The organism is Pseudaminobacter soli (ex Li et al. 2025), assembly GCF_003012705.1.
In the GTDB taxonomy this organism is placed as follows: domain Bacteria; phylum Pseudomonadota; class Alphaproteobacteria; order Rhizobiales; family Rhizobiaceae; genus Pseudaminobacter; species Pseudaminobacter soli.
Window position 1 is genome coordinate 396,865 of record NZ_PXYL01000002.1, and the last position, 14,932, is coordinate 411,796.

At 63.4% G+C, this 14,932-nt stretch carries 16 protein-coding genes; 5 read left to right on the forward strand and 11 right to left on the reverse strand.

What is annotated here, in order from left to right; all coding sequences use genetic code 11:
- Positions 1-101 precede the first annotated feature (101 nt).
- The 3 genes from C7I85_RS05425 to C7I85_RS30900 all read left to right on the forward strand — a co-directional run bounded on the left by C7I85_RS05425 (position 102) and on the right by C7I85_RS30900 (position 2,740).
- Complete coding sequence (locus C7I85_RS05425; protein ID WP_106722914.1) at positions 102-1,349, forward strand: aromatic ring-hydroxylating oxygenase subunit alpha; 1,248 nt, start codon at positions 102-104, stop codon at positions 1,347-1,349.
- Positions 1,350-1,372: 23 nt separating this feature from the next.
- Positions 1,373-2,470 carry a hybrid-cluster NAD(P)-dependent oxidoreductase gene (locus C7I85_RS05430; RefSeq protein WP_106723093.1) on the forward strand — a complete coding sequence of 366 codons (1,098 nt, stop codon included), beginning with the start codon at positions 1,373-1,375 and terminating at the stop codon, positions 2,468-2,470.
- Between the two features lie 96 nt (positions 2,471-2,566).
- Positions 2,567-2,740 (forward strand): hypothetical protein, encoded by a 174-nt coding sequence (locus C7I85_RS30900; protein ID WP_181257094.1) that lies wholly within the window; start codon positions 2,567-2,569, stop codon positions 2,738-2,740.
- 41 nt (positions 2,741-2,781) lie between these two features.
- Here C7I85_RS30900 and C7I85_RS05435 read toward each other — a convergent pair whose 3' ends face one another.
- The 11 genes from C7I85_RS05435 to C7I85_RS05485 all read right to left on the reverse strand — a co-directional run bounded on the left by C7I85_RS05435 (position 2,782) and on the right by C7I85_RS05485 (position 13,067).
- Entirely contained in the window at positions 2,782-4,059 is a 1,278-nt protein-coding gene (locus C7I85_RS05435; RefSeq protein ID WP_106722915.1) for an L-fuconate dehydratase, read from the reverse strand.
- 34 nt (positions 4,060-4,093) lie between these two features.
- Positions 4,094-4,939 carry a fumarylacetoacetate hydrolase family protein gene (locus C7I85_RS05440; RefSeq protein WP_106722916.1) on the reverse strand — a complete coding sequence of 282 codons (846 nt, stop codon included), beginning with the start codon at positions 4,937-4,939 and terminating at the stop codon, positions 4,094-4,096.
- Positions 4,940-4,987: 48 nt separating this feature from the next.
- Positions 4,988-5,719 (reverse strand): SDR family oxidoreductase, encoded by a 732-nt coding sequence (locus C7I85_RS05445; protein ID WP_106722917.1) that lies wholly within the window; start codon positions 5,717-5,719, stop codon positions 4,988-4,990.
- A gap of 28 nt (positions 5,720-5,747) precedes the next feature.
- Positions 5,748-6,197 (reverse strand): MaoC/PaaZ C-terminal domain-containing protein, encoded by a 450-nt coding sequence (locus C7I85_RS05450; RefSeq protein ID WP_106722918.1) that lies wholly within the window; start codon positions 6,195-6,197, stop codon positions 5,748-5,750.
- 1 nt (position 6,198) lies between these two features.
- Positions 6,199-7,272, reverse strand: a complete 1,074-nt coding sequence (locus C7I85_RS05455; protein ID WP_106722919.1) for a Gfo/Idh/MocA family protein — start codon at positions 7,270-7,272, stop codon at positions 6,199-6,201.
- A complete protein-coding gene (locus tag C7I85_RS05460; RefSeq protein ID WP_106722920.1) occupies positions 7,265-7,594 on the reverse strand; it encodes an L-rhamnose mutarotase in 330 nt (109 codons plus the stop codon). Before C7I85_RS05460 ends, C7I85_RS05455 begins: the two co-directional genes overlap by 8 nt.
- Positions 7,594-8,709 carry a mandelate racemase/muconate lactonizing enzyme family protein gene (locus C7I85_RS05465; RefSeq protein ID WP_106722921.1) on the reverse strand — a complete coding sequence of 372 codons (1,116 nt, stop codon included), beginning with the start codon at positions 8,707-8,709 and terminating at the stop codon, positions 7,594-7,596. Before C7I85_RS05465 ends, C7I85_RS05460 begins: the two co-directional genes overlap by 1 nt.
- Positions 8,710-8,711: 2 nt before the next feature.
- Positions 8,712-9,809 carry an ABC transporter ATP-binding protein gene (locus C7I85_RS05470; protein ID WP_106722922.1) on the reverse strand — a complete coding sequence of 366 codons (1,098 nt, stop codon included), beginning with the start codon at positions 9,807-9,809 and terminating at the stop codon, positions 8,712-8,714.
- A 2-nt stretch (positions 9,810-9,811) separates the two neighbouring features.
- Entirely contained in the window at positions 9,812-10,681 is an 870-nt protein-coding gene (locus C7I85_RS05475; RefSeq protein WP_106722923.1) for a carbohydrate ABC transporter permease, read from the reverse strand.
- Positions 10,682-10,683: 2 nt separating this feature from the next.
- The gene (locus C7I85_RS05480; protein WP_181257095.1) at positions 10,684-11,622 is read right to left on the reverse strand and encodes a carbohydrate ABC transporter permease; all 939 of its coding nucleotides are present in this window, start codon (positions 11,620-11,622) and stop codon (positions 10,684-10,686) included.
- Positions 11,623-11,747: 125 nt separating this feature from the next.
- Positions 11,748-13,067 (reverse strand): extracellular solute-binding protein, encoded by a 1,320-nt coding sequence (locus C7I85_RS05485; RefSeq protein WP_106722924.1) that lies wholly within the window; start codon positions 13,065-13,067, stop codon positions 11,748-11,750.
- A 165-nt stretch (positions 13,068-13,232) separates the two neighbouring features.
- Between C7I85_RS05485 and C7I85_RS05490 the strand changes: the two genes are divergently transcribed.
- Both C7I85_RS05490 and C7I85_RS05495 read left to right on the forward strand, forming a co-directional pair.
- A complete protein-coding gene (locus C7I85_RS05490) occupies positions 13,233-14,018 on the forward strand; it encodes an IclR family transcriptional regulator (RefSeq protein ID WP_106722925.1) in 786 nt (261 codons plus the stop codon).
- 63 nt (positions 14,019-14,081) lie between these two features.
- Positions 14,082-14,921, forward strand: coding sequence for an amidohydrolase family protein (locus tag C7I85_RS05495; RefSeq protein ID WP_106722926.1), 840 nt, complete (start codon positions 14,082-14,084; stop codon positions 14,919-14,921).
- Positions 14,922-14,932: the final 11 nt, after the last annotated feature.

Consider the following 14,932-nt stretch of genomic DNA (forward strand, 5'->3'; position numbering starts at 1 on the left):
GTGGCGGATTCTTGCGTGGGAGGAGGCCCGAAGCGGCCGGCTGCGCAATCATCCCCCTAAATCACCACCAGTTCAGTCCTTGTGCGATGCGAGGACAGGACATGGACATCCGTGCCGACATGCTGAGGCGGATACGCAGCCGCCGCGAGGGTTTTAGCCTTGAGCAACCCTTCTATATCGACCCCGACTACTACAAGCTCGACCTTGAGCTGATCTGGTATCGCGACTGGCTCTTCATTGGCCATGATTGCGAGCTGCCCAAGACAGGCAGCTACATGACCGTCCAGATCGGCGACTATCCGGTCGTCATCGTGCGCGACCAGAAGGGCGACATCCGCGCCTTCCACAATGCCTGCCGCCATCGCGGCAGCCGCGTCTGCACCGCCCACAAGGGCACGACCGCAAAGCTCGTCTGCCCCTACCACCAGTGGACCTATGAGCTCGACGGGCGCCTGCTGTTCGCGCGCCAGATGAGCGACGACTTCGACGCCAGCCAGTTCGGCCTCAAGCCTGTGGCCTGCGAGAGTGCGGGCGGCTACATCTTCATCTGCCTGGCGGACGAGCCGGCCGATTTCGCCCCCTTCCGCGCGATGATGGAGCCCTATTTCCTGCCGCACCGGCTGACCGACGCAAAGGTTGCATTCGAAAGCACCATCGTCGAGAAAGGCAACTGGAAGCTGGTGTGGGAAAACAACCGCGAGTGCTATCACTGCGCCGGCAACCACCCCGAGCTCTGCAAGACCTTCCCCGAAGCGCCGACCGTGACCGGCGTCAACGGCGCCGAGCGCGACCCGGAAATGCTGGCCCATTGGGCCAAGTGCGAGGCAGCAGGCCTTCCGAGCAAATTCCGCATCGATCAGGCCGGCCAGTACCGCGCCACGCGCGCGCCGCTGCTGCGCGACGCCGTCAGCTACACCATGAGCGGCAAGCGGGCGGTAAAGCGCAACCTGTCCGACACGGTCTCCACCGATCGTATCGGCTCGCTGCTGCTCTACCACTACCCGACCACCTGGAACCACGTTCTGGGCGACCATGCGGTTACCTTCCGCGTGCTGCCGATCAGCGCCACCGAGACGGCCGTCACCACCAAATGGCTGGTCCACAAGGATGCCGTGGAGGGCGTCGACTACGATCTCGCCGAGCTCACGCATGTCTGGACCGAGACCAACGACCAGGACCGCCGGATCGTCGAGGAGAATGCCTTCGGCATCAAGTCGCCGGCCTACGAGCCCGGGCCTTACTCCGAGGTGCATGAAGGCGGCGTGATCCAGTTCGTCGACTGGTATTGCGGCTTCATGGAGCCGCGCCTGGTCGAGGGCGAAAAGCCCGCGCTGCGCAACGTCGCCTGAACGGGAGAAAGGCGATGAACGCCATGACCGCTATCGGCCTCTACCGGCATCTGGACCAGATGCTGCCGTGGAACGACAAGCTGCAGGTGCTGGAATGCATCGGCGTGACGGACGAGGCGCCGCAGGTGAAGAGCTTCACCTTCCGCTCCGACAACCAGACCTGGTTCCGGTACCAGCCAGGCCAGTTCGTCACGCTGGAGCTGCCGGTGGGAGCGGAGCCCGTGCTGCGCACCTACACGCTGTCGTCCAGCCCCTCGCGGCCGTTCTCCATTGCGATCACGGTCAAGGCGCAGGCAGACAGCATCGGCACACGCTGGATGTTCGAAAACTTGCGGCCGGGCATGCACATCAAGGCATATGGCCCGGCCGGCGATTTCTCGCTGCACAACCATCCGGCGGCGAAATACATGTTCATCTCGGCGGGGTCGGGCATCACGCCGATGATGTCGATGACCCGCTGGCTGAACGATTTTGCACCGCAGACGGACGTCGCCTTCGTCAACTGCGCTCGGCGGCCGGAAGAGATCATCTTCCGCAAGGAACTCGAGCTGCTCGGCAACCAGATGCCGGGTCTTTCGCTCGGCTTCCTGGTCGAGGAGCGGTCGAGCCGCGAAAGCTGGTTCGGCCATATGGGTCGCATCGACGCCGTGCGCCTGCCGCTTCTCTCGCCGGATTTCCGCGAGCGCGAAATCTTCTGCTGCGGGCCCGACCCCTTCATGCGCGCGGTGCGTCAGATGCTGGAAGCTGCAGGCTTCGACATGGCGCACTACCATCAGGAGAGCTTTGGCGCGCCGCCGGCCGAGCCAGTGTCCTTCGCTGGTGACGCAGCCGGCGAGGAAGGCATGGATGCCGTTGCCGAAGCGACTCCGATCCGCTTCTCGCTTTCCGAAGTCGATGCCGAATGCGTGGTGGGTCAGACCGTGCTGCAGACCGCTCGCGCGGCCGGCGTGCGCATTCCGGCGGCCTGCGAATTCGGCCTGTGCGGCACCTGCAAGGTCAAGAAGGTCTCCGGCGAGGTCGAGATGAACCACAATGGCGGCATTCTCGATCACGAGATCGCCGACGGCTTTGTCCTGGCCTGCTGCTCGCGCCCGCTTTCGGCCCTCGAGATCGAGGCCTGACGCATGGGATCGCAAAGATTGCCCGGCGTCACGCCACGCCGGAACATGCGTTGGGGCCTAGCGTCTGCCGATGCCCAGCCTCAGCCGGAAGACATATTGATCGCCTGGCTGCTCTGGCTGCCACGCAATGCGGATGTCGCGAAAGCGGCGGCGGACGAGGTCGCAAGAATGGACAAGCGCCCGTCGCTGTCCGGCGGCGCCATTCGCCTGCGCGAACTGCTGCTGCAGTTGATCGACGGAGCGGGACTGCCGAAATACGGCAGGGCCTGAAGAAAAACGGCCGGCGCAGTCAGCGCCGGTCGCTTCGCATGTCAGCCCTTGAACTCGTGCGCAGCGATGGAGGCCGGCTTCATCTCGATGGAGAAACCGGGCGCTGCCGGCGGCATGTAAGCGGCATTGCGGATGTCGCATGGCTCGAGGAAATGCTCGTGCAGGTGGTCGACATATTCGATCACGCGGCCGTCCTTGGTTCCGGAGACGGCGATGTAGTCGATCATCGACAGGTGCTGCACATATTCACAAAGACCGACGCCGCCGGCATGCGGCCAGACGGGCATGTTGTACTTGGCCGCGATCAGCAGCACCGCCAGCACCTCGTTCAACCCACCCATGCGGCAGGAGTCGATCTGCACCACGTCGATGGCGCCTTCGGCGATGAGCTGCTTGAAGATGATGCGGTTCTGGCACATCTCGCCGGTCGCCACCTTCACCGGCGCAATCGCCTCGCGGATCTTGCGATGGCCGGCGATGTCGTCGGGGCTGGTAGGTTCCTCGATGAAGAAAGGTTTTGCGAAGGCAAGCTTGCCCATCCATTCGATCGCCTGGCCGACCTCCCAGACCTGGTTGGCGTCGACCATCAGGATGCGATCGGGGCCGATCACTTCGCGTGCGATGGTGAGCCGGCGAATGTCGTCCTCAAGGTCGCGGCCGACCTTCATCTTGATGTGGTTGAAGCCGGCATCGACTGCCTCGCGGCACAGGCGCCGAAGCTTCTCATCATCATAGCCGAGCCAGCCGGCCGAAGTGGTGTAGCAGGGATAGCCTTCGCGCTCGAGAATGGCGATACGCTCGGCCTTGCCGGCTTCAGCCTTCTTGAGGATCGCCAGTGCCTCGTCGGGCGTCAGCACGTCGGTCAGGTAGCGGAAGTCGACGATCTTCAGGATTTCTTCGGCCGGCATGTCGGCCACCAGACGCCACACGGGCTTGCCGGCTTCCTTGGCCCAGAGGTCCCAGACGGCATTCACCACCGCGCCGACGGCCAGATGCATTGCGCCCTTGTCAGGGCCGATCCAGCGCAGCTGGCTGTCGCCGGTCACATGGTGCCAGAAGCGGGCGGGGTCTTCCTTGACCCAGTCGAGATCGAGCCCGACCACCAGATGCTTGAGCGCCTGGATGGCGAGGCACACGACCTCGTTACCGCGGCCGATGGTGAAGGTCAGACCATGACCCGCCAGACCATCCTTGTCCGTGTCGAGAACGACATAGGCGGCGGAATAGTCCGGGTCCGGGTTCATCGCATCCGAGCCGTCGAGGCTCTGCGAGGTTGGAAAGCGCAAGTCGAATACGCGAAGATCGGTGATGCGGGTCACGGTCTGCTCACGAGTGAGGGGTGGTGACCGACGCTTACGCGTCGGCCTTGACGTTCTGGCGCTGGTTGCCGAGGCCTTCGATGCCGAGTTCGACGACGTCGCCGGCCTTCAGGTAGCGCGGCGGCTTCATGCCCATGCCGACGCCAGGAGGCGTGCCGGTGGAAATGATGTCACCCGGATGCAGGCTCATGAACTGGCTGAGATAGGAAACCAGATATTTGACACCGTAGACCATGGTCTTGGTCGAGCCGTCCTGCACCTTCTCGCCGTTCACCGTCAGCCACATGCCGAGGTCCTGGGGATCAGCAACCTCGTCCTTGGTCACCAGCCAGGGGCCGATGGGACCAAAAGTGTCGCAGCTCTTGCCTTTGGTCCACTGGCCCGAACGCTCGGTCTGGAAGGCGCGTTCGGAGACGTCGTTGATGGTGCAGTAGCCGGCGACATAGTCCAGCGCCTCGTCTTCCGAGACGTATTTTGCATGGCGGCCGATGACAACGCCGAGCTCGACCTCCCAGTCGGTCTTTTCCGAGCCGCGCGGGATCAGTAGGTCGTCATCCGGGCCGACGATGGCCGAAGTCGCCTTCATGAAGATGATCGGTTCGGGCGGCACGGTGGCACCGGTCTCTGCGGCGTGGTCGGAATAGTTGAGGCCGATGCAGATGAACTTGCCGGTGCCAGCAACGCAGGGGCCGAGGCGCGGATTTCCGTGCACCAGCGGCAGCGTCGACGGGTCGACATGCGACAGCCGCTCGAGTGCCGCCGGGTCCAGCGTTTCGTCCGACAGGTCGGCGATGTTTTGCGACAGGTCGCGGATGTTGCCATCTGCGTCGATCAGGCCAGGCCGCTCGCGGCCGACCTCGCCATAGCGCAATAGCTTCACGTCAAATCTCCTTCAAAAATGGACCGTGCTTTTGCAAGGGGTCCGTCATCACATCGCCCAGCCGCCGTCAATCGCGTAGGCTTGGCCGGTCGTATAGGTGGCGCCGGCGAGATAGACCGCAAGATCGGCGATCTCCTCCGGTGTGCCCAGCCGGCCCATCGGCTGGCGGGCGATGAAAGCGGCGCGCGAGGCCTCATAGTCGCCGCCTGCGCGCATGCGGTCTTCCAGCGACGGGCTCTCCACCGTGCCGGGACAGATGGCGTTGCAGCGGATGCCCTTGCCGATGTAGTCGGCAGCGACAGCCTTGGTGAGGCCGACCACGGCGGCCTTGGTGGTCGTGTAGGCAAAGCGGTTCGGCACGCCCTTCACGCTGGAAGCGACCGAAGACATGTTGATGATGGCGCCGCCGCCGCGCGCGATCATGCCCGGCAGCACGGCGCGGATGGTCCGCACCATGGAGCGTACGTTGAGATCGAAGGCGAAGTCGAGTTCCTCGTCCTTCACCTCGAGGATCGTGCCGGAGTGGACGAAGCCGGCGCAGTTGAAGAGCACGTCGATCTTGTTGATCTCGGAGACCAGCTGCTCGACCTCCGCATCGTTCAGCACGTCCAGCCTGCGGGCGGTGATGCGCGGCTCGCTGGTGAGTTGTTCCAGCAGGCTCTCATTGATGTCGGTGGCGACCACCTCGGCGCCGGCGCGCGCGAAGGCAAGGGCGGTGGCCCGCCCGATCCCTTGCGCCGCGGCCGTCACCAGCACCGTCTTACCCTCAAGATGTGTCATAGCCTTCGTTCCCTGATCGGTTGTTCGCTCAAGCTGCCTTGCGGCGCTCGACAATGTAGATGTGTTCGGCTGCCAGCACGACCTCCTCGCGCTGGTTGATGACCTCGCAGCGCTCGAAGACGCGGCCGGCATCGACGCGCTTGGGGTCGTCTTCCTTTCTAACGATCGTGGTGCGGGTGCGGATCGTGTCGCCGATGAATACCGGGCGCACGAAGCGCAGCCGGTCATAGCCGTAGGAGAAGGCGACCGGGTTGATCACCGTCGCAGTCAACCCGATGCCGATGGAGAACACCAGCGTGCCATGGGCGATGCGTTGGCCGAAGGGCGTCGACTTCATGAACTCCGCATCCATGTGGTGCGGGAAGAAATCGCCTGTGTGCCCGGCATGGACGATGAAATCGGTCTCGGTGATCGTGCGGCCGGTGGTCAGCCGAGACTGGCCGATCTCGTAGTCCTCGAAATAGATCGTCTGTTCCATGTCAGGCCCGCTTCTCGATGGGCGTCGCCGGGCTTGCGCTGGAGCGATAGGCGGCTTCCACCAGCGCCATCGTGTTCCAGGCGTCCTCGACCGAGCCTACGAGATCGGCATCCTCGCCGGAGGCGAAGCGCTGCAGATTGGCCATGCGGCCGACGAAGGCATCCGGGAACCAGGCACCCTTCAGCGGCACCGACACCCAGCCGTCGCCGCCCTTGGGATAGATCTCCAGAATGTCCGGCTCGCCGCGCGGATAGTCGAGATTGACGCCGAGTTGAAGATAGGCCGCGCCCTCGGTGCCGCAGATGCGGAACTCGCAGGCCTGGTGTGGCCGGCCGAACTTGTGATCGTGGTTGATCGACAGCGCGCAGCGTACCCGGTCGCCATAGTCGAGAATGGCGCTGGTGCGCGTTTGCGCGACATCATGCGCGGGGTGTCCGAGCGTCCTGGCATGAACCCCTTGCGGATCGCCGAGCAGCTGGCGGATGAGGTCCAGATAGTGGATCGAGTGCATGGCAATCTCGATGCGCGGCTGGCCCTTGAGGAAGGGCCAGAGCTGCCACGGCGTGTCGAGCGCCAGCCAAGCGTCGAAGTCGATCACCTCGCCGAGCCAGCCTTGTGCGATGGCATCCTTCAAGGCAAGCATCATGGGCGCAAAGCGCAGCTGGAAGTTGACGGCGGCTGTGAGCTTCTTGCGCCGGCAAATTTCAAGGATTTCTGTCGCCTGCGCCAGGTCGGCGCCCATCGGCTTCTGGATCAGCGCGACCGCTCCATCCGGCAGGGCCTCGAGCACTTCCACATGACGGCTGGGCGGCGTCGCAAGATCGAAGATGGCGTTCTCGACTGCGGCTGCCTCGGCAAGCGAGGAATAGGCCGTGACGCCCCAGGCTGAAGCCAGCTTTTCAGCCTTCTCGCGGTCGGGGTCGAAGAGGCCGGCAATCGGAAAACCGCCCTTGCGATAGGCTGGATAGTGCGCATCGCCGACGATGGAGCCGGCGCCAAAGGTCACGATCGGGCGCGGGTTTTCAGGCAGCGGCCAGGATTGGGCGAGGGAGGTGGGGTCGAACAGTTCAGTCATGGTGAAACACCTCCTCCATCATCGACCACCATTCGCCTTCCTTGCGCGTCTCGAGCGGCGATTGGCAGGGCATGCACACCGCCCACCACTCCTGCGTCGTGGGGTCCGCGGCCATCTTGGCCGCGTCGGCCGAGAAATCGGTTCCATAGTATTCCCAATAGCCGAACAGCAAGTTCTCCGGCTCCTTGAGGAAGATCGAGTAGTTGCGGATGTCGCAGGCCGAGATCATCGCCAGCACGTCGGGCCAGACGGCGGCGTGCAGGCGCTTGTATTCGGCGACCTTTTCGGGCTTCAGCCCGATCATCATACCCATTCGCTGCATCAGGCCCTCCCGATCTCACGCGTGAATTCGGGAATGCTCATGCCGCGCACGGCGTCCCAGTCCCAGTCGATGCCGATGCCCGGCTCGCCCGGCGCGTGGGCATAACCGTCCTCGATGCGCATGCGGCTGGCGGTCAGTTCGTCGAGCTGGGGAATGTATTCGACGTATTTGCCGTTCGGCACCGCGCAGGCGAGGCTGACATGCAGCTCCATCAGGAAATGCGGGCAGACGGGGATGTCGAAGGCTTCGGCCGCATGCGCTACCTTGAGCCAGGGCGTGATGCCGCCGATGCGGCCGACATCCACCTGCACGATGGAGCAGGCACCCTTCTGCATGTATTCGCGGAAATGCCGGATCGAATAGAGCGACTCGCCAATGGCAATCGGCGTCGAAGTCGACCTATTGAGGCGAACATGACCGTCGATGTCGTCGGCCGGCAGGGGCTCCTCGATCCAAGCGAGGTCGAGTTCGGCGAGACGCGCGGCGCGCCGGATTGCCTCGTCGATGACAAATCCCTGATTGGCGTCGGTCATGATCTCGTAGCCGTCGCCCACCGCCTTGCGGACCGCCGACAGCCGGGCCAGATCCTCCGAGCCGTGCGGGCGGCCGATCTTGACCTTGGAGCCACGAAAGCCCTTGGCCTTGGCGGCAAGCGCGTCTTCCACCAGCGCCTCGGTCTCGATGTGCAGCCAGCCGCCTTCGGTGGTGTAGAGCGGGCAGCGGTCCTTGGCGCCGCCGGCGAGTTTCCAGAGCGGCAGGTCTTGTTTCTTGGCGCGCAAATCCCAGAGCGCGGTGTCGATGGCGGCCAGTGCAATCGAGGTGATGGCGCCGATGGTGGTGGCGTGGGTGGCGAATTCCAGTTCGTGCCAGATCGCCTCGATGCAGTCGGCGTCGCGGCCGACGATGCGCGGCGCCAGATGATCGGCAAGTAGCCGCATGACCGACGAGCCGCCGGTGCCGATGGTGTAGCTGTAGCCGGTGCCGACCGCGCCGTCGGCGTCGGTGATGGTGACGATGGGCGTTTCCTGGCTGACAAAGCTCTGGATGGCGTCGGTGCGCTTGACCTTGGGCACCAGGTCGACCATCCGCAGTTCGACTTTCTCGATCTTCGCCATGATCAGCCCCTGAGCGTGCGGCCGGTTTCAGCCGAGAAGAGATGAGCCTGGCTGAGATCGAAGCTCATGCCGATGCGATCCCCGGTCTTCAGCGGCTTGGGGTTCAGCATGCGCGACACCCAGTCGTGGCCGTCGAATTCGGCGAACACCAGCGTTTCGTTGCCGAGCGGCTCGGTGATCGAGACGGGAAGCTCGGCGCCGTGCACATCGGCGTCGTCGCCGGAATTGATACCGTGGCCGGTCGGGTAGAGATCGTCGGGCCTCAGGCCAAACACCACCTTCTGGCCGGCGGCGACATTGGGCTGGAACTGCCGGGGCAGCGGCAGGCTCGATCCGTTTGCGAAGCGTAGCTTGCCGTCATCTACGGTTGCCTCCTGCAGGTTCATCGGCGGCGAGCCGATGAAACCGGCCACGAAACGGGTGGCCGGGCGGCGGAACACCTCGTCCGGCGTGCCCACCTGCTCGATATGGCCGTCTCGCATGATGACGATGCGGTCGGCCAGCGTCATCGCCTCGACCTGGTCGTGGGTGACGTAGATGACGGTCGACTGCACCTTGGCATGCAGCTTCTTGATTTCGGTGCGCATCTGGGTGCGCAGCTTGGCGTCGAGGTTCGACAACGGTTCGTCGAACAGGAATACGTCGGGTTGGCGCACGATGGCGCGGCCCATGGCGACGCGCTGGCGCTGGCCGCCGGAAAGCTGCGAGGGGCGCCGTTCGAGAAGATGATTCAGGTCGAGGATGGCGGCCGCCTCGTTGACGCGCCGCTCGATCTCGGCCTTGGGTTCGTTGGCGATCTTGAGCGAAAAGCCCATGTTCTCGCGCACCGTCATATGCGGATAAAGCGCGTAGGACTGGAACACCATGGAGATGTTGCGCGCGCGGGGCGGCAGGTCGTTCACCGTGCGGCCGCCGATCTCGATGGCGCCGTCTGAAATGTCCTCCAGGCCCGCGATCATGCGCAGCGTCGTCGACTTGCCGCAGCCGGACGGCCCGACCAGCGCAATGAACTCGCGGTCGGCCACGTCGAGATCGATGCCATGCACGATCTCCAGATTGTCGTAGCGCTTGACCAGCTTTTTCAGGGATACGGTTGCCATTGTCAGCCTTTCACCGCGCCCGAGGTGAGGCCGGAAACGAGGTGTTTTTGCACTATGAAGGTGAGGGTGAGGGCCGGGATGATCATCACTACGGCCAGCGCGCACATGCCGCGCCAGTCGATGGTGAACTCGGCCGTGTAATCGAGCAGGCCGACCGGCAGCGTCTTCGAGTTCACCGAGCGGGTGAGCTGCGAGGCGAGCGCGAATTCGTTCCACGAGGTCAGGAAGGCGAAGATGCCGGCCGATGCGATGCCGGGGCCGGCGAGCGGAAACTCCACCTGCCAGAAGGCCTGCCAGCGCGTGCAGCCGTCGATCTGTGCGGCTTCAGCAAGATCCTTTGGCACCTGCCGGAAGAAGCCGTCGATCAGCCAGATGGTGAAGGGCACGTTGAGTGCCACATAGGCCATGATCAGCCCGAAATGGGTGTCGATGATGCCGAGCCGTGCGTAGACGAAGAAAAGCGGCAGCGACAGGGCAATCCCGGGCACGGTGCGCGTCAGCATTAAGCCAAGGAACAGGCCCGACTTGCCGCGAAAGCGATAGCGCGCGAAGGCGTAACCGCCGGCCATGCCGACAGCAATCGCGACCACCGTGGAGGTGACGGAGATGATGAGCGAATTGCGGAAATATTCCAGCACCGGGATGCCGCCTTTGCCGACGCCGCTGAACATCGCGACATAGGCGTCCAAGGACAGTTCCTGCGGTATCCACGCCGGTGGCTTCGCCATGATCTCGACCGTCGGGCGTAGCGACGACAGCACTATCCAGAGGCCCGGCATGCAGATGATCGTCATGGCCGCGAACAGGCCAGCCGCGTGGGCGAGCTTGAGCAGGCGGCGCTTCAGGCGATGGGAGGCGTTTTCGTCTCGCATGCTTACCACTCCGCACCGATCTGAGTGCGCGCCGCGGCGAGCTTGCGGAAGAAATAGACGGTGAAGAGGATCGACAGCAGGATCGACACATAGGCCATCGCATTGGCCAGACCCATCTTTGCGTCCGAATAGGCGGTGCGCGAGATCAGCGTCCACAACAGTTCGGTGCGCTTGGCCGGGCCGCCATCGGTCATGATCTTGACGATGTCATAGGCGCGCGCGACGTCGAGCGAGCGGATCGTCATGGCGATATAGGCGAAGGGCATTATGAAGGGCCAGGTTACATAGCGGAAGGTCTGCCATGGCGTGCAGCCGTCGACGCGCGCGGCCTCCAGCGGCTCCTTGGGCATGGCGAGCAGGCCAGCCAGGATGAGGATGGCAAAGACCGCAGTGGCCGACCAGATCTCGGCGACGAGGATGGCGATGAAGGCAAGGTGCCCTTCGATCAGCCAAGGAATGGCAGTCCCGGTGATGCCGAGCGCCTGCAGAGCATTGTTCACCAGGCCGATATTGTCGTTGAACATGAACTTGAACTGGAAACCGACGAGGATCGGCGAGAACATCATCGGAAACATCAAAAGCGTGCGCAGGATGCGCTGACCGCGCGTCGCCTTTTCCACCATCAGCGCAAGGCCCAGGCCAAGCAACATTTCGAGGTTGAGCGCGACTGTCAGCAGAAGCACGGTGCGGCCGAAAGCGGCCCAGAAATCCCAGTCGGCCAAAAGATTGGCGTAGTTGCGCAAGCCGATGAAGACGAAGAAGGTCTCCGGCTTGGTCAGGCGGAATGGCGTGAAGCTCGAATAGAGCGAAAGGCAAAGCGGCACGATTACCACCGCCGCCAGCACGACGATCGCCGGCATGAGCAGAAGCACCGGCGCGGGCAGGCGCGGGAGCCTTATCGATCTCTGTTCCAGAATTTCTTCTCTGGCGGTGGCGCTCATCGGGCGACCTTCCGTCTTTCCATGCGACTTTTGAAGGGGGCGGGTGCAAACGCCCCGTCTGTTCTCCCCGCCGGAGCGGGGAGAAGGTTTTGGGCATCAGCAGCCACTGGCTGCTGGCTTATGCCTTAAAGCTTGCCGGCTTCCTGAAGGATGCCAGTCGCCTTCGCGGCAGCATCGTCAAGCGCCTGCTTGGAGGTCTTGTCGCCGAGGATGGCGGCCTGAAGCTCGGGATAGACGGCGTTCGAGATCTCGATCCACTCGGCGGTCTGCGGCACCGGGAAGGCGTGCTGCGCTGCTTCCTGGAAGGCCTGCAGGACCTCGGTCTTGTACGGATCGGCCTTGGCCTGCTCGATGTCCCATTCCCAAACGGCGGTGCGGGTGGGCAGCGGACCATTCGCAGCTTCCAGCTTCTGGCTGTCCTCGTTAGTCAGCCACCACACCAGCGAAGCGGCAGCTTCCTTGTTGGCGCAGTTCTCGGTGACCGAGAAGCCGTGGTGACCTGACCAGCCGGTGCGCGTGCCCGAAGAACCCTTCGGCTGCACCTTCACGCCGACATTGCCAGCCACCTTGGACGACTTCGGATCGTTGAAGAAGGAAGCCCAGCCCGGCCAGTCAAGGTTGAGCGCCACGGTGCCCGAGGCAAAGCCCTGGCCGAGATCGTCCCAGAGATAGTTGGTGGTGCCGGCCGGAACGGCCTTGGCCTTGTAGAGGTTGACGAACCAGTCGAGCGCGCGGACGCCGGCTTCGGAGTTGAAGGCGGGCTTGCCGTCCTTGTCGAGATATTCGCCGCCCTCGGCCACCAGCATTTCGTAGAAGCGGCCGTTGATGGCTTCTTCCTTGCCGGCGTACTGGGTGCCGTAGAAGTCTGGCGGATTGGCGAAGAACTCGGCCTGCTTGGCCACCTCGTCCCAGGTGTCCGGCGGTGTCAGATCCTCGCCGTACTTCTCCTTGTAGGCCTTCTTCTTGGCCTCGTCCTGATAGAGGCTCTTCTGGTAGTAGAGCGCGGAAACGTCGAACTGGGCGCGCGGCAGCATCACCAGCTTGCCGTCGAGCGTGGAGGCCTTGATGTTGGCCTGGACGAAGGCGTCGATCTCTTCCTTGGGCAGGAGCTTCGACAGGTCGGTATAGATGCCGGGATATTGCGGCGCGAAGGACGAGTGGTTGGAGCCCACGCACCAGGTCACGCTGCCCGAGGCGATGTCCGACTTGATTTCCTTGTCGAGCTCGAAGTGATTTTTCTTCGACAGCACGTTCACTTTTGCGCCGGTCAGCTTCTCCCATTCGCCGATGCGGGTGTAAAGTGCCTCATATTGCTGGCCGCCTATCAGCTTGGCGTCGATGGTGACGCCTTCGAACTTTCCGGGCAGGTCCGCGGCGAGAGCGGCGCTCGAGCCGACGGCGATCAATAGAACTCCGGCCGAGACGCCGGAAAGCAATCTGTTCATATCCTTCCTCCCTCCAAACGGCGCGCAAGCGCCGCATGAGCGCTCATAAGTGAGCGCTTCATTCATATAAGAAAAGCAAATTCATGGGCAGGTCAAGTTGAAACTTCTTCCTTCGTTCTGGCTTTATGCGTATATGCAAGGAGTAATTCACTGGAGGATTTTTCCTTGGAGGACGAGGAGACAGATCGCTACCGTGCGCCGGCGCTCGACAAGGGGCTGGACATTCTGGAGCTGTTGTCCGGGGTGGATGGTGGGCTGACGCAGGCCGAGATCGCCAAGAAGCTCGACCGCAGCCCGAACGAATTCTACCGGATGCTCGACCGGCTGGTGCGGCGTGGCTACGTCACCAAGATCGACGGCGATCGCTATTCGCTGACCTTGAAACTGTTCGGCCTGGCGCAGTTGCACGCGCCGGTGCGGCGACTGGTGTCCTATGCCACGCCGCTGATGCGGGAACTCGCCGAAACCTCCTGCCAGGCCAACCAGCTTGCGGTGTTCGACCGGGGCGCTGCCGTGGTCATCGCGCAGCAGGAAGCGCCGGGTTACTGGGGCATTTCCATTCGCGTCGGCTCGCATATCAGCTTGTTCGATACCGGTTCCGGTCACGTGCTGCTGGCCTTCCGCTCGCCGGAGGAGCGAAAGATGATGATTGCCGAGAGCAGCCGCAGCACCGAGCAACCGGTCTTGAATGATGACTTCTTCAAGCGGCTCGACCTGATCCGCGAGCGCGGCTACGAGATGATGAGCAGCATGCAGACGGCGGGCGTCTACAACCTTTCGGCGCCCGTGATCGGGCCCGACGGCAAGGCCATTGCGGCGTTGACCGTGCCCTACATCACGCTCGTCAACACCCCGCACGCGCCGGACATCACGCGCACCATCGAGCTTTTGCGCGCGACCACCGGCAAGCTGTCGCTGCTCGCCGGATCGGACGTTCGCCCGCAGGAGTGATTCGTATTTGAAGATATGATTCCCTTGCGAGAGCCCGCGAGGGGAGGCGAAGGAGGAGCGCCCATGATCGTCGACACTCATCTACACCTGATAGACCTCTCGGCGTTGCGTTATCCCTGGCTTGCCGGGGTGGCGACCCTCAACCGCGACTTCCGCTACGAGGAATATGCACGCGAAGCCAAGCGGTCCGGGATTTCGGCCACGCTTCACATGGAAGTCGATGTGGATCCCGCCGAGATGGAATCCGAAACCGCCTATGTGCAGGAGCTGGCTGAGCAACCGGGCAACATCATCGCGGGCGCCATCGCCGCCTGCCGTCCGGAGGAGGCGGGCTTTGCCACCTATCTCGAACGCCAAAGGCAAAACCCCTTCGTGAAGGGGTTCCGGCGCGTTCTGCATGTGTTGCCCGACGAGTTGTCGGAAGGTACGCTGTTTCGCGAAAATATTCGGCGGCTTGCCGGCACGGGGCTAACCTTCGATCTCTGCGTGCTGCCGCATCAGATTTCCAAGGCGATTGCGCTTGCCGATCTCGCGCCTGACGTCCAGTTCGTGCTCGACCATTGCGGCGTGCCCGACATCAAGGGCGGGACTGCGCATCCCTGGCGCGAGCACATGGCGGAAATCGGCCGGCGCGACAATATCATGGTCAAGATTTCGGGCGTGGTTGCCTATGCCGATCCCGATGGCTGGACGGTCGAGACGCTGCGCCCCTATGTCGAGCACACCATCGAAAGTTTTGGCTGGGATCGCGTGGTCTGGGGCAGCGACTGGCCAGTCTGCACGCTCGGCGGCGGCCTGTCCCAATGGGTGGCCGCAACCCATGCGCTGCTGGCCGGCGCCTCGGCCGACGAGCGCGCAAAGCTGCTTTCCGGCAATGCGAGGCGGATCTGGAAACTGGTGTAAACCAGTTTCCA